Annotated in this window: 20 protein-coding genes (1 of these 20 running past the window's edge); all 20 read left to right on the top strand. The window is 51.8% G+C overall.

All coding sequences use genetic code 11. The features are described 5' to 3' along the window. Nucleotides 1-795 (top strand): septum site-determining protein MinD, encoded by a 795-nt coding sequence (minD, locus tag AC3RCL_RS07645; RefSeq protein WP_009594006.1) that lies wholly within the window; start codon nt 1-3, stop codon nt 793-795. Between the two features lie 172 nt (nt 796-967). Beyond that, a complete protein-coding gene (locus AC3RCL_RS07650; RefSeq protein ID WP_192569325.1) occupies nt 968-1,876 on the top strand; it encodes a M23 family metallopeptidase in 909 nt (302 codons plus the stop codon). After that, nucleotides 1,869-2,732, top strand: a complete 864-nt coding sequence (locus AC3RCL_RS07655; RefSeq protein WP_192569324.1) for a M50 family metallopeptidase — start codon at nt 1,869-1,871, stop codon at nt 2,730-2,732. The genes AC3RCL_RS07650 and AC3RCL_RS07655 overlap by 8 nt, the downstream gene beginning before the upstream one ends. 119 nt (nt 2,733-2,851) lie before the next feature. After that, entirely contained in the window at nt 2,852-4,087 is a 1,236-nt protein-coding gene (locus tag AC3RCL_RS07660; protein WP_015734019.1) for an Rne/Rng family ribonuclease, read from the top strand. Between the two features lie 161 nt (nt 4,088-4,248). Beyond that, the gene (gene rplU, locus AC3RCL_RS07665; protein ID WP_006208810.1) at nt 4,249-4,560 is read left to right on the top strand and encodes a 50S ribosomal protein L21; all 312 of its coding nucleotides are present in this window, start codon (nt 4,249-4,251) and stop codon (nt 4,558-4,560) included. A gap of 13 nt (nt 4,561-4,573) precedes the next feature. Further along, nucleotides 4,574-4,906 carry a ribosomal-processing cysteine protease Prp gene (locus tag AC3RCL_RS07670; RefSeq protein WP_492535096.1) on the top strand — a complete coding sequence of 111 codons (333 nt, stop codon included), beginning with the start codon at nt 4,574-4,576 and terminating at the stop codon, nt 4,904-4,906. A gap of 17 nt (nt 4,907-4,923) precedes the next feature. Continuing rightward, on the top strand, nt 4,924-5,235 hold the full coding sequence (gene rpmA / locus AC3RCL_RS07675; protein ID WP_015734021.1) for a 50S ribosomal protein L27: 312 nt from the start codon (nt 4,924-4,926) through the stop codon (nt 5,233-5,235). 170 nt (nt 5,236-5,405) lie between these two features. After that, nucleotides 5,406-6,146: a Spo0B domain-containing protein gene (locus AC3RCL_RS07680; protein WP_228468774.1), complete on the top strand. Its 741-nt coding sequence runs from the start codon at nt 5,406-5,408 to the stop codon at nt 6,144-6,146. Nucleotides 6,147-6,159: 13 nt separating this feature from the next. Beyond that, the gene (obgE, locus tag AC3RCL_RS07685) at nt 6,160-7,470 is read left to right on the top strand and encodes a GTPase ObgE (protein ID WP_192569323.1); all 1,311 of its coding nucleotides are present in this window, start codon (nt 6,160-6,162) and stop codon (nt 7,468-7,470) included. Between the two features lie 279 nt (nt 7,471-7,749). After that, nucleotides 7,750-9,057, top strand: a complete 1,308-nt coding sequence (locus tag AC3RCL_RS07690; protein ID WP_096775412.1) for an SPFH domain-containing protein — start codon at nt 7,750-7,752, stop codon at nt 9,055-9,057. 20 nt (nt 9,058-9,077) lie between these two features. Further along, nucleotides 9,078-9,836 (top strand): tropomyosin, encoded by a 759-nt coding sequence (locus tag AC3RCL_RS07695; RefSeq protein ID WP_213580567.1) that lies wholly within the window; start codon nt 9,078-9,080, stop codon nt 9,834-9,836. Nucleotides 9,837-9,861: 25 nt separating this feature from the next. Then, a complete protein-coding gene (locus tag AC3RCL_RS07700; RefSeq protein WP_192569320.1) occupies nt 9,862-10,611 on the top strand; it encodes a hypothetical protein in 750 nt (249 codons plus the stop codon). Between the two features lie 48 nt (nt 10,612-10,659). Further along, a complete protein-coding gene (locus AC3RCL_RS07705; RefSeq protein ID WP_492535100.1) occupies nt 10,660-11,256 on the top strand; it encodes a hypothetical protein in 597 nt (198 codons plus the stop codon). Nucleotides 11,257-11,554: 298 nt separating this feature from the next. Continuing rightward, a complete protein-coding gene (locus tag AC3RCL_RS07710) occupies nt 11,555-11,992 on the top strand; it encodes an ACT domain-containing protein (protein ID WP_009594028.1) in 438 nt (145 codons plus the stop codon). 58 nt (nt 11,993-12,050) lie between these two features. Then, entirely contained in the window at nt 12,051-13,337 is a 1,287-nt protein-coding gene (locus tag AC3RCL_RS07715) for a homoserine dehydrogenase (RefSeq protein ID WP_015734027.1), read from the top strand. A 61-nt stretch (nt 13,338-13,398) separates the two neighbouring features. Continuing rightward, nucleotides 13,399-14,472, top strand: a complete 1,074-nt coding sequence (thrC, locus tag AC3RCL_RS07720) for a threonine synthase (RefSeq protein WP_009594024.1) — start codon at nt 13,399-13,401, stop codon at nt 14,470-14,472. Then, nucleotides 14,469-15,437 (top strand): homoserine kinase, encoded by a 969-nt coding sequence (thrB, locus tag AC3RCL_RS07725; RefSeq protein ID WP_213580569.1) that lies wholly within the window; start codon nt 14,469-14,471, stop codon nt 15,435-15,437. Before thrC ends, thrB begins: the two co-directional genes overlap by 4 nt. Further along, a complete protein-coding gene (gene pheA / locus AC3RCL_RS07730; protein ID WP_009594007.1) occupies nt 15,434-16,321 on the top strand; it encodes a prephenate dehydratase in 888 nt (295 codons plus the stop codon). The genes thrB and pheA overlap by 4 nt, the downstream gene beginning before the upstream one ends. Beyond that, on the top strand, nt 16,322-17,206 hold the full coding sequence (ilvE, locus tag AC3RCL_RS07735) for a branched-chain-amino-acid transaminase (protein WP_015734030.1): 885 nt from the start codon (nt 16,322-16,324) through the stop codon (nt 17,204-17,206). It abuts the gene before it with no gap. Between the two features lie 163 nt (nt 17,207-17,369). Beyond that, nucleotides 17,370-18,812: the 5' portion of a LysM peptidoglycan-binding domain-containing protein gene (locus AC3RCL_RS07740; RefSeq protein ID WP_492535103.1), read on the top strand. The gene runs 312 nt beyond the window's last position; the window shows 1,443 of its 1,755 coding nt (coding positions 1-1,443); its start codon is at nt 17,370-17,372; the stop codon falls past the right edge of the window.

An 18,812-nucleotide genomic window follows, 5' to 3' on the forward strand; every position in this document is an offset into this window, starting at 1 on the left:
ATGGGAGAGGCAATCGTCGTAACTTCAGGTAAAGGCGGAGTCGGTAAAACGACGACATCGGCGAACATCGGCACAGCTTTGGCACTGCTCGGAAAAAAAGTGTGTCTGGTTGATACGGACATCGGTCTTCGCAATTTGGATGTCGTGATGGGCCTGGAAAACCGGATTATATACGATTTGTGCGACGTTGCGGAAGGGCGATGCCGACTTAACCAGGCGCTGATCAAGGACAAGCGCTTCGATGAGCTGTATATGCTTCCTGCAGCCCAGACCAAGGACAAGAATGCCGTTTCTCCGGAGCAGGTCAAAGATATCGTACTTGAATTGAAAAAGGAATTCGAATACGTCATTATCGATTGTCCGGCCGGAATTGAGCAGGGATTCAAGAATGCCATCGCCGGCGCGGACAAAGCGATTGTCGTCACGACGCCCGAGAATGCGGCCGTAAGGGACGCGGATCGGATTATCGGCCTGCTGGAGAGCTCGCATGTCGAGTCTCCGAAGCTCGTGGTGAACCGGATTCGCCCGAATATGGTGAAATCCGGGGACATGCTCGAAATCGAAGATGTGCTGCAGGTGCTGAATATCGATCTGATCGGTATCGTGCCTGATGATGAAATGGTCATTAAAGCGGCCAACATCGGGGAGCCTACGGTGATGAACCCGGATTCCCAGGCAGCCATCGCCTATAGAAACATCGCCCGGCGTATCCTTGGCGATACCGTTCCGCTGATGCAAATCCATCAGAAAAAAGGAATGTTCACCAAATTCAAAAAGTTTTTTGGAATGGGTTAAGGGTTTCGACCAAGAACCGGTGCCGGGAGGCATCGGTTTTTTTGTTTTTCTCCTTCGGCGGTCTGAGCGGCTTTCGTAGAACCCGTCCGCCTCTTCATCAGGGCTTGTTCTAAATCTCTCTCATCTCCTCATAGGATAGAGTAAGAAAACAAGCCCCAAGGGGGAGAGAACAATGGACATCAAAACTTCCGTCAAGAACCGAAGAGAAGCCCGCATTCGCGAACTGCTGGAAGGGGAGCAGTTCACGGCGCAGGACGATAAGCCGTCTTGGACGGCGCTTCCCGATAGAACACCCGCTAATCCCCATAATCCAAAGCCAGGCTTCATCAAGGACAACATAGCGAACCCGTCCCCACGTTACGCAGAGCATGAACCGGATCCCGAGCGGCTTTGGAAGCAAGGGCATCGCGGTTGGTATGATACGCTGGATCCCGGTGCTCCGGGAGAACCGCCCAAAAAAGCTTCGTTCCTGTCGGGCTTGATCCGCCGCGTCGCCGTCAGTGCGCTGGTGTTTGGATTGGCATGGGGCGTATTTTCGTTTCAGCAGCCGTGGGCCCTTCGCGCGCAGGCATTCATCATTGAAGGGCTGAGCCATGAGATGGATTTCCAGGCGGCCCAGGTATGGTACGAGGAGCATTTTGGCAGCGCGCCGTCCTTTATTCCGATTTTTGGACAAACCGACGAGCATTCGACGAAGGTGAATGCCGGGACCTCTTTGGTTCCTCCGCTTTCGGGAAGGGTGGTTCAATCCTTTGCCGTTGATCTGAAAGGCATCGTTCTGGAAGCCGGAGGGGGTTCTTTAGCCGACCGGGCGGTTAAAAGTATAGAGACCGGGCGCGTCCTTGAGGTTAAAGAACATCCTGAGAACGGGATTACGGTACGCATACAGCATACGGGAGAGCGAACGGCGACATACAGCAGGCTGGCGGAAACCGGGCTTAAGGCGAATGACTGGGTCCAAGGCGGAGATATTATCGGGACTTTGGCATCTTCAGGCACAGGCAGCCCGCCCTCCCTTTATTTCGAACTCAAAGAGGGGGATCGTGACGTCGATCCGGCGGAAGTGATTCCGTTTGATTAAGTTTAAGGGAACGGTCTTGTCGCTGCATCCGCTCTTTGTCATTGTCATGCTGGCATCCGTATTCACCGGTCGCTTCCTGGAGTTGCTGACCCTGTTTATTATCGTGTTTATTCATGAATTGGGACATGCCGCCGCCGCGGCAGCGATGGGGTTCAAGGTACGAGCCATTCAGATGCTGCCGTTCGGCGGCGTTGCTGTCATTGAAGACGACGGCAGGATGACTGCGATGAAGGAGATCATCATTGCGCTTGCGGGACCGCTGCAAAATGTCATCATGATCGGCATTACCCTGGCCTGCCAATGGGCGGGGTGGGGTGACGAGCAGCTGCTGTCTTACATCATTCAAGGGAATCTCGTCATCGCGTTGTTTAACCTGCTTCCGATTCTGCCGCTGGACGGCGGCAAAGTGCTGCAGGCCGTCATCAGCCTGCTCGCTCCTTATCATGCCACCTTGCTGTGGGCTTCCCGCGCAGGCATTTTGTGCAGTTTAATTATGATCGGTTACGGATTGCAGCCGTTATTCTCTGGAGACGGCATTCGTTTAAATGTGCTGATGATCGGCCTTTTCCTGGCGTATTCCAATTTCGAAGACTATCGGAACGTCCATTACCGGTTTTTAAGATTTTTGGTCAATCGGAGCGAGGTTTATGAACGGAATTTGGACGGACTCGGTCCTGCCCAGCCAATCGTTGCAGATTCTTCGAAACCTTTGGATGATATCATGCGTCTATTTAAACGAGAGAAGTATCATTTGATTTATGTCATGAGCGGACGCGGCAGCCTGCTTGCCGTTGTTCCGGAGCAGCATGTGATCTCTTCTTATTTTGCATCAACTGGTCCGCCCTGGTATGCGTAAATCGTAAAACATCATGAGGAAGACGGGGGGCGGGCCAAGTTTCTTTATCCATTCATGTCATCAGAGATTGTGTTAGGATAAAACAATAGAATATCGTCTTCCATTTGAGAGGTGAAGCCATGAGGCAAATGATAGTTCATTGTGAACATGAGACCATTCAGATGGCCCTCATCGAAGATGGGAGGTTAGCCGAATTCGCCGTTGAGCGGAGTCGTGAGCAAAGTGTTGTCGGAAGCTTTTATAAAGGCAGGGTCGTGAACGTGCTGCCGGGGATGCAGGCGGCTTTTGTAGATATCGGGCTGAAAAAGAACGCGTTTTTATATATCGATGATGTGCTCCATCCGCATTTAGAGAAGCAGCCCAAGCAGAAGCCTTCGATCTCGCAGCTGCTGACGGCGGGGCAGGAATTGATCGTACAGGTCATGAAGGAACCCAGAGGCGGCAAGGGAGCGAGGGTGACGACGCATTTTTCGCTTCCGGGCAGATGCATGGTGTATATGCCGACTGCGGACTATGTTGCCGTCTCCAAGAAAATCGGACGCGATGCGGAAAGGGCCCGGCTGAAGAGCATCGGCGAGCAGCTTCGCACAGATGAAGAGGGAATCATCATCCGAACGGTGTCGGAGGACGAGCCCCTGGAATTCATAAAGGGAGATCTGGAGTATCTGCGAAAAGAGTGGGCCCGGATTCTCGACAAGGCGGAATCTGCGCCCGTTCCGGCGCTGCTGCATCGCGATTTAGGCCTGCTGCAGCGGTTTCTGCGCGATGCCTTTGATCCGCTGCATGACGAGCTTGTGATCGACAGCAAGCAGAAAGGCGAGGAAACCAAGAGTTATTTGAAGGAAACCGTTCCGGGAATGGAGCCTAAGGTTACATATTACTCGGAAGGAGGCCCGATTTTTCAAGCGTACGGGTTAGACGAGCAGATGAGAGCCAGTTTCGCAAGGAAAATCACGCTTCCCGAGGGCGTGACCATCGTCGTAGACCAAACCGAAGCCATGACGATCATCGACGTGAACACAGCCAAATATATCGGCGGGGATAATTTCGAGGAAACGGTACTGAAGACGAATCTTCTGGCTGCGCAGCAGATCGCAAGGATTCTTCGCCTCTGGGATATCGGGGGCATTATTATCGTGGATTTCATCGATATGGATCATGAAGAGCACCGGCAGCAGGTGGTTTCAGTCATGGAGGCCGTTATGCGCAAAGACCGCACGAAGAGCTTTGTGGTCGGCTGGACCAAGCTGGGACTGCTGGAAATGACCCGCAAAAAAGCCCGGGAAAGCTCGTCTCTCCCCTTTGCCAAGCCTTGCGGAACCTGCGGAGGCCGGGGCGTGGTTATCGAAGAATGATGTTGACGGTGAACGGGGAATATGATATTATCATTGGGTATGTGTCTAGTGATAGGTTGCTGCACATGCTGTAACCGCTCCGGTTGGGTTCACAAGAACGTTCCTTTTGGGACGGACACCTTTATACCAGGCGAGTCTGAGACATAGGGAGGTGCAAGCAAATGTACGCTATTATCGAAACAGGCGGTAAACAATACAAAGTTCAAGAGGGCGACGTATTGTTCATCGAGAAGCTGACTGCAGGTGACGGCGAGAGCGTGACTTTCGACCGTGTACTGGCCGTTTCCAAAGAGGACGGATTGGTAGCAGGAACTCCGGTTGTTTCCGGTGCGACTGTAACTGCAAAGGTAGAGAAGCACGGTAAAGGCCGTAAGGTCGTTGTATACAAATACAAGCCGAAGAAGAACTACCACAAGAAGCAAGGTCATCGTCAACCTTACACTAAAGTAACCATCGAGAAAATCCAAGCGTAAGAAGGTGCGGTAATTGATTACTGTACAAGTACTGCGCGGGGAAGATGGACGGATCCATAGCTTCAAGGTAACGGGGCACGCGGGATATGCCGATCCGGGTGAAGATATTGTATGTGCTGGAGTTTCCAGCATTACCGTGGGAACGGTGAATTCCATTGAAGCGTTAACCGGAACCGTTATGGAGACCCGGATGAAGGGCGGCTTTCTTAGCGCGAATCTTCCGCATACGGCAGATGATTCCGTCTCCGGCCAAGTTCAACTGCTTCTCGAATCCATGGTTGTTATGTTACAGGGAATTGCCGATTCGTACGGCAAGTATATAAGAATACAAGAATTGACTACTTGAAGAAGGAGGTAGACAACATGTTGAAATTGGATCTTCAGTTATTCGCATCGAAAAAAGGTGTAGGTTCCACAAAGAACGGTCGTGACAGCGAATCGAAACGTCTTGGCGTGAAACGTGCAGACGGTCAAGCAGTGACTGGCGGCAGCATCTTGGTTCGTCAACGCGGAACGAAAATTCATCCAGGCACGAACGTGGGTATCGGTAAAGACGATACTTTGTTTGCGAAAGTTGACGGCGTTGTGAAATTTGAACGTTGGGGTCGTGATCGCAAGAAAGTGAGCGTCTACCCGGTTGATGTCGCTCCAGTAGCGGCTGCAGTTGAAGCTTAATCGTTTCTTATGCTGCATACAGAAGAAGCCTTTCGGCATCGTTGCCGGGGCTTCTTTTTTTGTAAATTGCGCAAAGAAAGATCATCCAGGGGATGAACCGTCCTGAAAGTCTATGATATACTGGGATTTGGTGAATGTAACCAATTGCTGTTGAAAGACGAGGAGAAGCGATGAAATCCTGGAAATGGATAGCAGCTGTGGCGGGGTTAACCTCCGTAATACCGGTGGCATGGATGGTATGGAAACCATCCTTGGCTGCAGGAGCAGTGTTGACGGCTTGGGCTGTCGCCGCGTCTGCCTGCGGAGCATGGCTTGTCCGTAAATCGGACGAGCGCAGGCAGCAAGCCATCATTCGGAATATGGAGCAGACGGCGATTCAGATGTTGAATCACCATCGTCATGATTGGATGAATGAGCTTCAAATTTTGTACGGCTACATTCAACTGGGGAAGCATGATAAAACCGTGGGTTCTGTGGAAAGAATAAAGGACAGGATGGCGACGGAGAGCAGGATCTCCAAGCTTGGCATTCCTTCACTGGTTTTTTATTTACATTCATACCGAACGTACAGCAGCAACCTGCAGCTCTGCGTTGAAGTGGTGGACCAGGTACAGCTGGAAGACAAAGTATCGCCACAAACGGCAGAGTCTTTTACCGAAGCGATCATTCAAACGGTGAGAGCCTTTCAATTGAGCGGAACGGCGTCATGGGGGGATACCCGGCAGTTAACATTAACATTTATGCAGCAGGAGCAAGAGCTGATCGTATGGGCTCTAGGAGAAGGTTCCTTTGGAGACCCGGAGGGCTTGAAGCTTCAGATTGAACAATCCGTAAAAGGCGAAGGCATTCGGGTGGAGCAGACGGAGCCGGGGGAGACCTCGTACCGTTTGTATCTGCCGTTTGTGACTTGAGGAAGGTGATTTCATGTTTGTAGATAAGGCAAAAGTATATGTAAAAGGCGGCGACGGCGGCGATGGGCTCATTGCGTTTCGCCGTGAGAAATACGTTCCTGAAGGCGGACCTGCCGGCGGCGACGGCGGCAAGGGCGGCGACGTGATTTTCCGGGTGGACGAAGGACTGCGCACGTTGATGGATTTCCGTTACCAGAAGCATTTCAAGGCCAAGCGCGGGGAAAAGGGCCGCAATAAGAGCCAGCATGGGGCCAATGCGGAGAGCATGATTGTCCGTATTCCGCCGGGTACCATCTTAACGGATGACGATACCGGTGAAGTGATTGGCGATTTGACCCGTCACGGTCAACAGGTTGTTGTTGCCAGAGGCGGCCGCGGGGGCCGCGGAAACATCCGCTTTGCCACGCCGAACAATCCGGCGCCCGAGCTTGCCGAGAATGGAGAAGAAGGCGAAGAACGCTACGTAACCATGGAACTTAAAGTGATGGCTGATGTAGGTCTCGTCGGATTCCCGAGCGTAGGCAAATCCACCCTGTTGTCTGTTGTATCCGCGGCTCAGCCGAAGATCGGGGCATACCATTTCACGACCATCACGCCGAATTTGGGCATGGTTGAGGTCGGGGACGGGCGCAATTTCGTCATGGCTGACCTGCCTGGCCTGATTGAGGGTGCCCATGAAGGCGTGGGACTTGGCCACGAATTCCTCCGGCACGTGGAACGAACCCGCGTCATTATCCACGTCGTGGATATGGCAGGCACGGAAGGACGGGATCCGTTCGAGGATTGGCAAAAAATCAACGATGAGATTAGGCTCTATAACCCGGTTCTGATCGAACGGCCGCAAATCGTAGCCGCCAATAAAATGGATATGCCGGAAGCAGAGGAGTACTTAACGGCCTTCAAAGAGAAGGTGAAGGAGATTCGCCCTGACATCGAGGTGATGCCGATCTCCTCGCTGACCCGTCAGGGGATCCAGGAACTTCTTTACCGCACGATCGATGTGCTGGAGAGCATTCCGGATGAGCCGGCGATTGAAGAAGTATCCGAAGTTTCCGAGCGCAAGGTGTATAAATTCAAAGCGCAGAACGACAATTCCTTCACCGTCACCAGAGACAATGAAATGTATGTGGTGCACAGTGAGCGAATTGAGCGAATGCTGAAACGGATGCAGATGAATTCGCATGATGCGATCCTGAAGCTTGCCAGAACGATGCGTCATATGGGCATTGATGAAGAGCTGCGGAAACGGGGCGCGACGGAAGGCACCATCGTACGGATCGGCGATTTCGAATTCGAATTTGTCGAAGGCAGCAGTTACTATTGATGTTCAGATGAATATATGTATAACAAAAATACCGCAAGGTCTGTCTACAGCAGGCTTGGCGGTATTTTTTTTCGTGAGCGAAGGAGGCTTCCCATAAATCGTGAATCAAGCGTGCGCAGCCGTATATTCCATTGGCTGGGAGTCTGGCTCGAAATGCCGGATCAAGCTTTCCAAATTTTGCATCCACTTATCGGGTAAATCGTATACAATAGTAGTACAATAGTACCTTTTCCATGGATCTCAGGATGGAAGGAACGGCGCAAAAAGGAGAGTAGAACTATGGCTATTATTGAAGTCGTAAAATACGAAGGCCCGCCGGATGTGTTTGCCTGGCGTTATCCGAATCAGGAGTTAGGCACCTGGACCCAGCTTATTGTTCATGAGACGCAGGAGGCGATCCTGTATAAGGGGGGGCAGGCACTGGACTCTTTCCCGGCAGGGCGGCATACGCTGAGTACGGCAAACATCCCGATTTTATCCAATGTCATCAATCTTCCATTCGGAGGGAAGTCTCCCTTTACGGCAGAAGTCTGGTTTGTGAACAAACTTCGTTCGCTGGACGTGAAATGGGGGACCAGCTCGCCGATCCAGCTGCAGGATCCGAAATACAACATCATCGTATCGCTCCGAGCCTTTGGCCAATTCGGCGTTCAAATCAGCGATCCGCGAAAGTTTCTGGGAACCATGGTCGGTACCCTGCCAACCTTTGATCAGGGAACGCTGGTCAAATATTACCGCGGCGTGCTGATGTCCAACATTACGGAAATCATATCCTCCTATATCGTTCGGAAAAAAATCAGCGTTGTGGAAATCAATGCTTACATAGCGGAAATATCCAAGCACATCATGGAAGCGATTGCGCCTTCATTTGAAGAGATGGGGATTACCCTGCTGAATTTTTATGTGGATTCCATCAATATACCGGAGCATGATCCTGCAGCTGTCCGAATCAAGGAAGCGTTGGCAAAAAAAGCGGAGATGGATATCATCGGTTATACCTACCATCAGGAAAGAACCTTTAATACGCTTGAGGGAGCGGCGAAGAATCCCGGAAGCCCGGCTGCGGCCATGGGGACGGGGCTGGGCATGGGACTCGGAATGGTCGGTCCGATGTATGAGACCGTCGGCCATATGTTTGACCATGCCAAGCCTCAAGAGAAGAACGATAAGCAAATCGAGCAGAAGGCATGCACCAAATGCGGAATGCTGAACGGGGAAGAAGCGCGGTTCTGTTCGGGCTGCGGCCAGTCGTTTCAGACTCAGGCCGATGAAGCGCCGGCGAAAGCCATCCTGTGCAACGATTGCGGGCAGCCCCTGGCTCCGAATGCAAAGTTCTGCCTTCACTGCGGCGACCCTTACCATGCATGCCCGAAGTGCGGACATGATCACCCGGCTGGCGCTGCCGAATGTCCGGATTGCGGTGCACCGCTGCCGATGCCTTGCCGGGCATGTGGAGAATTGGTGGATGCCGAAGCCAAGTTTTGCCCGCACTGCGGGTCGAGTCACGCGCTGACATGTCCGGGGTGCGATCATGAGATCAAACCGGGCCAGAAGTTTTGCATGGAGTGCGGTCATAAATTGATGTGAAGCGAAAGCGGGGGAATCAGGTGAATACAAGAACCAAGGATCGAAACGGGGCATGGCTGGCAGCCATTGCGCTTCCGTTTGTCACGATCCTCTTATTTGGATGGGTCGGCGGGATGTTTCAGCCGAATTCTTGGATATCGGGGGTTGCCGTCGGATGCGCCGAAGCGGCCGTTCTCCTATTTATCGGCTCTGTCATCGGCAGGGGGAAGGCAGCTTCGTCAGGCACCCCATTTTATATTGCTTCCGGCATCATAATTGGTATCTATACGGTGTCCGTTGTGCTGGAGGTTATTTTGCTGGGATACTTATTTAAGCTGCCTGTATCCTCGTATTTCATGATTCATCTGATTACGCTTTCTGGATTTTTCGTTGTTCTTGGGCTCGTATTCCTGGCGGCAAAATATGCGGGCGCACAGGAGCGAAAGGAAAGCGATCATCTCGCGGTCAAGAGAGAGACTGTAGCCTGGATCGGGGAGATTCGCAGAAAGCTAAGCGAACTGCCGGGAGAGAACATGCCGTCGTTGGAACGGCAGATAGCCGAGCTTGAAGAGACGCTGCGTTATAGTGATCCCATATCACATACCTCCTTATATGAAGAGGAGCAGTTGATTCAGCAAAAAATTGCGATGCTGGAGGACCAAGTAACGTTGATCGGCGAGGCGCAAGCTGAACATCGCAAGGAACTGGCAGAGCAAACCGTTCCTATCATCCGCGATATTCTCCGAACGGTGCAGGATCGCAATACGGTGCTTCTGAAGGCAAAGGCGGGATCAACCTAATGCAGGATGATAGAGGGGATAGCATATGGGAGCTTCTAATCTGAAGCGTTTTAAACTTAAGTTCACGAAAATGGATTATTCGATCATCGCGTTGGCCGTGCTTTTTTTTCCGCTGGCCATCGTGCTGGCAGCCGTTCGGGTCCTTGTCACCCATCGGCACAACCGTTGCAAGGGGAGGAACAACCGTCTCTTCGGCTGGGTGCTTGCCATTACCTATGGAATCATAGAATTGCTCATGATTCTTGCGACGATTGATGACAAAGATATCGAAAGCCTCTATTCGGCCACCGTCGTTTGGGGCGTAATCATTCTGGTCCCAGCCATGATCATGCTGGTGATCGCCAATAAGGAAGACAAGAAATTCGGCAGCTTGCTTCAATTCTATTCGAATGCCATCCTGCATCGAGGGCTCGTCCAGGTCGAACATATTGCCCGTGAGGCGAGACAATCGCCTGCACACGTGATCCGGGATATCACGTTCATGTTTGAAGAGCGTATGCTGCCTAACGGAAAGCTCGACAACGGAGTTGTTCTCATCCCGTCCTTGCACAGAAAGTCCGAAGCGTTCCGTGGCGAATTCGTTTCGCGCAGCGGGCAGCGCGTGCAGTATTCATTGGGCGATACGACTGCAGGTCCGGCCCCCATATCCCGAACCGAACCTGCGTCCGATCCGGCTCCTAAATCCGTGGAATGCCCCGGCTGCGGAGCAAGAACGGTCGTAACGCATGTGGAGGGGAAGGAATGCGAGTATTGCGGTACCGTGATTGTGGCATAGCACGTCGGATGTACCATTTAAAAGAGAAGAGACTGGGGAGAACTTCGTATGAGCGTTCCGGTAAAGCCTTTTAAATCGCAATTTACCTCATTCGATTATTTTATTATCGGACTGACGTATGTGTTTTTTCCATTAGCTTTGATTATCGCTGCGTTTCGTATTCTGCCCACGCAGCAGCATCACAGTTATCAGGGAAGGAACCTTAGATTGGTCGGATGGGTATTGTTCGGCACTTATATTGTTATCCTGGTAATCAATTTAGTGACGAGCGAATCCAGCGAGCAGTTCTTAAACGATAATTTAGCGATGGCGTTGTGTATATTAATCCCCGCGTTGTTTTTGCTGGTTGCTGCCGACTTCTTAGACAAGAAATTCCGGAAGCTGCTCGGAATTTACAGGGAGGCTGTCTTGCAGCGGCGGCTAATTTACATCGAGCATATCGCGATCGTTGCGAACCAAAGTCCGGCCCATGTGATCCGGGATTTGAACTATATGTTGAAGGAGCGCATGCTTCCTGCCGGGAAGATTGAGGATGGCGCGCTGGTGATCCGTTCGCTGCATAGAGAGCCGGTAAACCCCGTTGAATCTCAAACGAAGACGGAATCCAAGTCGTGGCATGTTCCGGCTGCGGCGCAAGAACCGTGATTTCACGGCATGAGGAAAAAGAGTGCGAGTACTGCGGCTTGACCATGAGATACACCAGTTAGCTTGAAGTGATCGGCAGTCTCCGGAATACCGGGGGCTGTTTTTTTAACGCATCATTTGCAAATTTGACGTGAATACCGATGAGTTCCGTTTCGAATTGCGATATAGTATAGGCTATAGGGTTGGCCCGGAAATATCGGGCTCGCTAAAAATGGGTCACTTATGTATTGCCCTTACGGGGTATATCCAGTATAATGTCCACTATACGAATACAGTAGTCTTTGAGGAGAGGACGTTTGTGAAGGAACGCTACTATCTGGTCCGGGAAGACATCCTTCCCGAGGCTGTAGTTAAAACGATGCAAGTGAAAAAACTGCTGGCGTCGGGAGACGTGAGGACGGTTCATGAAGCCGTCGAGCAGGTAGGGCTTAGCCGCAGCGCTTTTTACAAGTACAAGGACGGCATCCACCCTATCAATCAATTGGAACGTGATGAAATCGTAACGATTTCCATCGATATGGAACATCGCTCGGGCATGCTATCCGAGGTGCTGGGGCTGGTAGCGGGTGAAGGCGGGAACGTGCTAACCATTCATCAGAGCATCCCGCTGCAAGGAATCGCGAATGTCGTTATTTCCGTCGAAGTTTCCCGGCTGAATGAGGAGCTGGATGATCTGCTTGACGGATTGAGGCGGATAGCCGGAGTCAGAAGAGTGCAGATGATAGGGCAAGGTTAGGGTAGAAACGACGAATAAATAGATATCTATGTGATGGGATACAGGAGGTAGTGTATTAATGAAACCGGTCAAAGTAGGGCTTTTGGGATTAGGAACCGTAGGAACAGGCGTTGTCCGCATCGTTGAAGGGCATCAGGAGGATTTGAGCAGTCAGGTCGGTTCGCCGATTACGATCGAGCGCATCGCCGTCAAACATTTGGAGAAGTACCGCAGCGTCAATGTGGATCAGAGTAAATTAACGGAAGATCCCTGGGCAGTCATTCGCGATCCCGAGATTGATGTCATCGTTGAAGTGATGGGCGGGATCGAGCAGACGAAAACCTACATCCTCGAAGCGCTTGAGCGCGGCAAGCACATCGTAACCGCCAATAAGGATCTGATGGCCCTGCACGGTGCCGAAATATTGGCCAAGGCGCAAGAAAAGCAGTGCGACGTGTTCTACGAGGCAAGCGTAGCCGGCGGCATTCCCATTATCCGTACGCTGATTGAAGGCTTCTCATCGGATCGTATCATGAAAATCATGGGGATCGTGAACGGTACGACCAACTTTATCTTGACCAAGATGAGCCAGGAAGGCGCCTCCTATGAGGATGTCCTGGCAGAAGCTCAGGAGCTGGGGTACGCGGAAGCCGATCCGACATCCGATGTGGAAGGCTTGGACGCGGCCCGCAAAATGGCAATACTCGGTACCCTCGGTTTCCGCACGAACGTTGAGCTCCAGGATGTATCCGTCAAGGGCATTTCGCAGGTTACGAAAGATGATATCGCTTATGCCAAACGTCTGGGCTACGAGATGAAACTTCTCGGTATCGCGGAGCGTCAGGACGATGAATTCAGCATCAGCGTCCAGCCGACGATGGTTCGCAAAGGTCATCCCATCGCCGCCGTGAACGGCGTATTTAACGCGGTGTATGTATACGGGGAGGCCGTCGGCGAAACGATGTTCTACGGAGCGGGCGCGGGCGAGATGCCAACCGCGACATCCGTTGTGGCAGACCTGGTGGCGGTCATCAAGAATCTGAAGCTCGGCGTTAACGGTCTGAAAGCCATCGTTCCTTATAAACCGAAGAAGCTCAAAACCGATGAGCAGATCATGTACAAGAATTTCATCCTGCTTCATGTGGACGATAAAGCAGGAGTGCTGGCGCAAATAACGCAGGTGTTCGCTCAATATAACGTCAGCTTGGAGTCCGTTGTTCAGCAGCCGAACGAGCACAACCCGGACGCAGAGATAATCATCGTTACGCACAATGCGAGCAAAGCCAGCATGGACGAAGTGCTGAATCACTTTGAAGGCCTGGAAGTCATTCGCCGAATCAAAAGTGTTTACCGCGTTGAAGGATAAGGATTAGCATCCATTAAATCAACATATATAATTTTTTCATAAGAAAAGGAGAACATGAGAGATGCCGTATGAAGGATTGCTGCAAACCTACAGAGAATATTTGCCGGTAAATGAGCGTACCCCGCTGCTAACGCTTAAGGAAGGGAATACCCCGCTCATCAAAGCCGTGAATCTATCCGAAGAGCTCGGAATCGATTTGCATTTCAAATTCGAAGGGCTGAACCCGACAGGTTCATTCAAAGACCGCGGGATGGTCATGGCCGTCGCGAAAGCAATGGAAGAAGGAAGCCGTACCATCATGTGCGCTTCGACGGGCAATACATCGGCTGCGGCTGCTGCTTATGCCGCTCGCGGCGGATTAAACTGCATCGTGATCATTCCGAACAACAATATCGCGCTGGGCAAGCTCGCGCAGGCGATGATTTACGGAGCGAAGGTGATCGCGATTGAAGGGAACTTTGACCGCGCGCTGGAAATCGTTCGCGAGATCACGGCCAAGCACCCGATTTCGCTGGTAAACTCCGTGAATCCTTATCGTATCGAAGGCCAGAAGACGGCTGCATTCGAAGTCGTTGACCAGTTGGGCAAAGCTCCGGACGTACTGGCCATTCCGGTCGGCAATGCGGGGAACATCTCCGCTTACTGGAAAGGATTTAAAGAATACCACGCAGCGGGTAAATCCACTTCCCTGCCGAAGATGCTTGGGTTCGAGGCGGAAGGCGCCATGGCTATCGTCAAGGGTGAGCCTATTCCGAATCCGGAAACGGTAGCGACGGCCATCCGCATCGGGAACCCGGCCAGCTGGAAAACCGCGGTTGCCGCGGCTGAGGAATCCGGCGGACAAATTAATTACGTCACGGACGAGGAAATCTTGGAAGCATACCGCAAAATCGCATCGCGTGAGGGGATTTTTGCCGAGCCAGGATCGGCCGCCTCCATCGCAGGCGTTTATAAAATGAAGCGAGAGGGATATTTTAAAGGTGGGGAATCCGTTGTCTGTGTGCTGACAGGACATGGGCTGAAAGATCCGAATATCGCGATTTCTACCGTGAACGCCGAACCGCTCGTCGTATCGGATACGGAATCGGCCGTAATGGATGCCATTGCTAAGCTTGAAGGAGCTGCGCGGGTATGAGTTTGTCCCAAGGCGTCCGGGTGAAGGTTCCGGCCAGCACGGCTAATTTGGGACCCGGATTCGATACGCTCGGCATGGCATTGTCCCTGTATTCCTGGATCGAGATGAAAGCGTCGGAGAAGACCGTGTTCCATCTTCATGGCGATGAGATGGGCGGTCTGCCGACCGATAAGAGCAACCTGATCTATAAGGTGGCTCAAATGGTTTTTGAAGAAGCGGGACAGGCAGTTCCTGATCTCGAGATTTCCATGTATTCCGAAATTCCGCTTACCCGCGGCCTTGGCAGCAGCGCATCGGCGATCGTAGGCGCGCTGGCTGCAGCCAACGCTCTAATCGGGTCACCACTGCCGGATTCCAAGCTTTTTGATATGGCGACGAATCTTGAGAAGCATCCTGATAATGTGGGGGCTTCTTTATTTGGAGGAATCATTGCGGCCGTATGGGATGGATCCCATGCGGATTATATGCGCATTGAACCTCCGGCGGACCTTGGAACGCTCGTGGTGATTCCCGATTTCGAGCTGGCGACATCCAAAGCAAGGGAAGCGCTGCCCGCCCAGGTCAGTTTAGCGGATGCTGTATATAATATTAGTCGGTCCTCCTTAATGACCGCTGCTCTTTCGGCAGGCAGACTGGACTTGATTCGTGCCGCGATGAAAGACCGGATTCATCAGCCATATCGTGCGCCGCTTGTACCGGGGATGTCCAAGATTTTGGCCGAAGCGCCTGATCATGGGGCACTCGGCATCGCGCTGAGCGGAGCGGGTCCGACGATGATTGCGCTGGTGGACCGGAACGAACCGCGTGCAGAAGAATTGGGCGCGTATCTCACGGAGACGATGAAGGCTGAAGGAATCCAGTCTTCGTGCTACCCATTGAATCCAGTTGCGGAAGGCGTCCAGCTCTTGGATGATATTAATAATAGATCCTTTTTGGATATGATTAGAGGGGAAGTTACCGCATGAAAAAAATAGCCTTGTTGCCCTCAGGATCGGTATCTCATGAAGCGATACTTTATCTCCTAAATGGTGAGCCGGTGGAATTTGTCCACCATAAACTGATCTCTGATGTATTTATGTCAACAGTAGAAGGAAAAAGCGATTACAGCGTGATCCCGATCGAGAACACCATTGAAGGCTCCGTAAGCCTTCATATGGATTGGCTGGTCAATGAGGTGGATCTGCCGATGCAGGTGGAGTGGGTCTATCCCTCCATCCAGAACCTGATCGGTAATGCTGCCGAATTCCGTTCAAGTGACGGAACGATGGATTACAGTCAGATCAAAAAGATCTGGTCCCACCAAGTTGCGACAGCCCAGTGTCGTCAGTTCCTAGCGAAGGCTGCACCGCAGGCTGAGTTGGAGCAAGTGGGCAGCACCTCCGAAGGGGTTAAGATCGTAAAGGAGAATCCCGGCCGGGGATGGGCGGCAATCGGCACTTCGCTAGGCGCGGCCACCCACGAATTAAACGTGCTTGCTGAGCGTATTACCGACCATGATAACAATTACACACGGTTTGTGCTGATCGGACGCGAGCCGATATTGGTCAACCGTTCGCCGGAACATATCAAGACCAGCATTCTCGTAACGCTTCCAGAAGACGTGCCGGGAGCGCTGCATCAGGTGCTTTCCGCTTTTGCGTGGCGTCGCCTGAACCTGTCGCGGATCGAATCCCGTCCAACGAAGAAGAAGCTCGGTAATTACTATTTTTATATCGATGTCATGGCCGCAGCGGATTCCGTTCTGTTGGTTGCCGCCATGGGAGAGATTGAAGCGCTGGGATGTCTGGTTCGAGTGCTGGGCTCTTATCCGGGTTACGCCTATGAGAGTGAGAAAATGGAGGTTAAGTAAATGTCGGAGCAATGGATCTATTTAGATGGAGAATATGTCACGAAAGAGAATGCTAAAGTATCCGTTTTTGACCATGGGTTTCTGTACGGAGACGGCATATTCGAAGGCATTCGAATATATAACGGCAACATCTTTAAGTGCAAAGAGCACTTGGACCGGCTGTATGATTCCGCCAAGTCCATCGATTTAGTCATCCCCCTGGCATATGAAGAACTGCTGGAGGCAATGGCCGAGACCATTCGACGCAATGACATGCGGAATGGGTATATCCGTATCGTGGTATCCCGCGGTGCCGGCAATTTGGGGCTGGATCCGCGCCGCTGCCCTAAACCGACCGTGTTGATCATTGTGGAGCAGCTGGCGATTTATTCCGAAGAAGCTTATCTCAATGGCCTGAAGGCCGTCTCCGTTGCCCAGCGGCGTAACATACCGGATGCGCTTAACCCGAAAATTAAATCCTTGAACTATTTGAACAATATCCTTGTGAAGATCCAATCCAACTTTGCGGGAGCGGATGAGGCTATTATGATGAACGCGCAGGGATATGTGACGGAAGGCTCCGGGGACAACATTTTCATCGTCAAAAACGGCGTGGTCACTACGCCTCCGTGCTATCTTGGCGCACTCGAAGGCATTACGCGCCAGGCCATTATCGATTTATGCGAGAAACTCGGCATTAAACTGAAGGAAGAGCCGTTCAGCATGCATGACGTATATATTGCGGACGAAGTATTTTTTACGGGCACGGCTGCTGAGGTCATTGCGGCCCGCGAAATCGACGGACGGATCATCGGAAAAGGCCAGGCTGGTCCCGTTACGCTGCAATTGCTGGAGGAATTCCGCAAAATTGTGGATCAAGACGGTTATAAAGTATGGGAATCCTAGGGTTTCAGGACAACTAAATAAACGACTTAAACCATCCTTTCATGTCGATGAAAGGATTTTTTTTGCCCAGAGGGATGTCAATCGCCTATTCCGTGCATAGGATGTAGTAACGAAAGCGGGCGAATTACATGACGCCTAGAAGAGTGTAGGAGGTTTTAGCGGCGTGAAGATACACATCGTCAAGGAAGGCGACACCCTATATGAGCTGTCCAAAAAATACGACGTACCTTTAGCGAAAATCATCGATGCCAATCCACAGCTGGTGGATCCGAATAAGCTCGATGTCGGTGCCAAGATCAAAGTTCCGACTGAGCCCGTTCAGGTCCCCGACGGCAGCCAACCCATTATCCATAAGCATACGGTAAAGCAGGGAGACTCCCTCTGGAAACTGTCCAAGGCATGGGGAGTCACTCTGAAGGAAATCATCAATGCCAATCCGCAGCTTAAAAATCCGAATGCCCTGCTGGTGGGAGAAGTCGTCAACATCCCTTCATCAGGCGGTTCTATGGAGTCCGGCGTTGATGACGGGGTTTCCATGAGCAGTGGCAGCGGTGCAGCTGCAGGCAAGAAGAAACCCGGCAGCAAGGATTACACCGGAGTTAAGGAAGAAATAACAGCGCCGATCGAGCAGCCTCCGGTCGTTCCTGAGGTTAAGGAGCCTGAGCCGCCGATTCTGCCGAAGCTTCCGGAGATTTCGCCTTTCCCCGAGGAGCCTAAGAAAATGGAACCGGAATACAAACCGGAGATATTACCTGAAATCAAGAAGCCGATCATCATGCCGGAAATCAAGAAACCAGAGATTATGCCAGAGGTGAAAAAACCGGAAGTGATGCCGGAATTTAAAATGCCCGTAATCATGCCAGAGTTTAAACCAGAATTCAATCCAGAATACAAACCAGAATACAAACCAGAATACAAACCGGAGTTCAAGCCAGAGTTTAAACCCGAATTCATATCTCCATATAAACCTATGGAGCCGGAGTATACGTATCCTGTCAAAACCATGCCGTTACCGCATCCTGTTCATCCCATAGCCGAACCATGTCCGCCTTTTGCCCAGATGCCGATGCAGATGATGCCTCATCCGTGTCCGGAGTTTCCTTTTAAAGAGGCACCCGCATTTGCAATGCCTCCATTCGGTCTTCATGAAGGTCCCTGCGGGTGTCATGAGCCTATGAAATGGCCGGGCGCCGATTATGGCAATGCCGTCCATCCGTATCACAACATGCCGCAGGAAGCGATGCCTGTTTCCTACAATGAAGGCTGGGAAAGTACAGTTTCAGGATATCCGGGTCTTTCTGAACAGCCGATGAGCATGGAATATTCCCAGTTCTCGATCACGGAATCTTATACAGGGAATATGGTTTCCGACTACCATCCATATCCTGAGCATCATCATACCGCAATGACATATGGTTATGTTCCGTCTCCTTGCGGATGCCACGGGGGAGAAGTGGGTTCACACCATCACATGCCGCATTTCGGGTACCCACAACATGGGCATCGTCCGTACGCGCCTGACATGGGGGCATCGTATCAACCGTGGCAGGGGGGAATGAACTACAATGCTGGTGCATACGGCTCTCCGTCTGTACCTATGGGAACA

Source organism: Paenibacillus sp. MT86 (assembly GCF_058792535.1).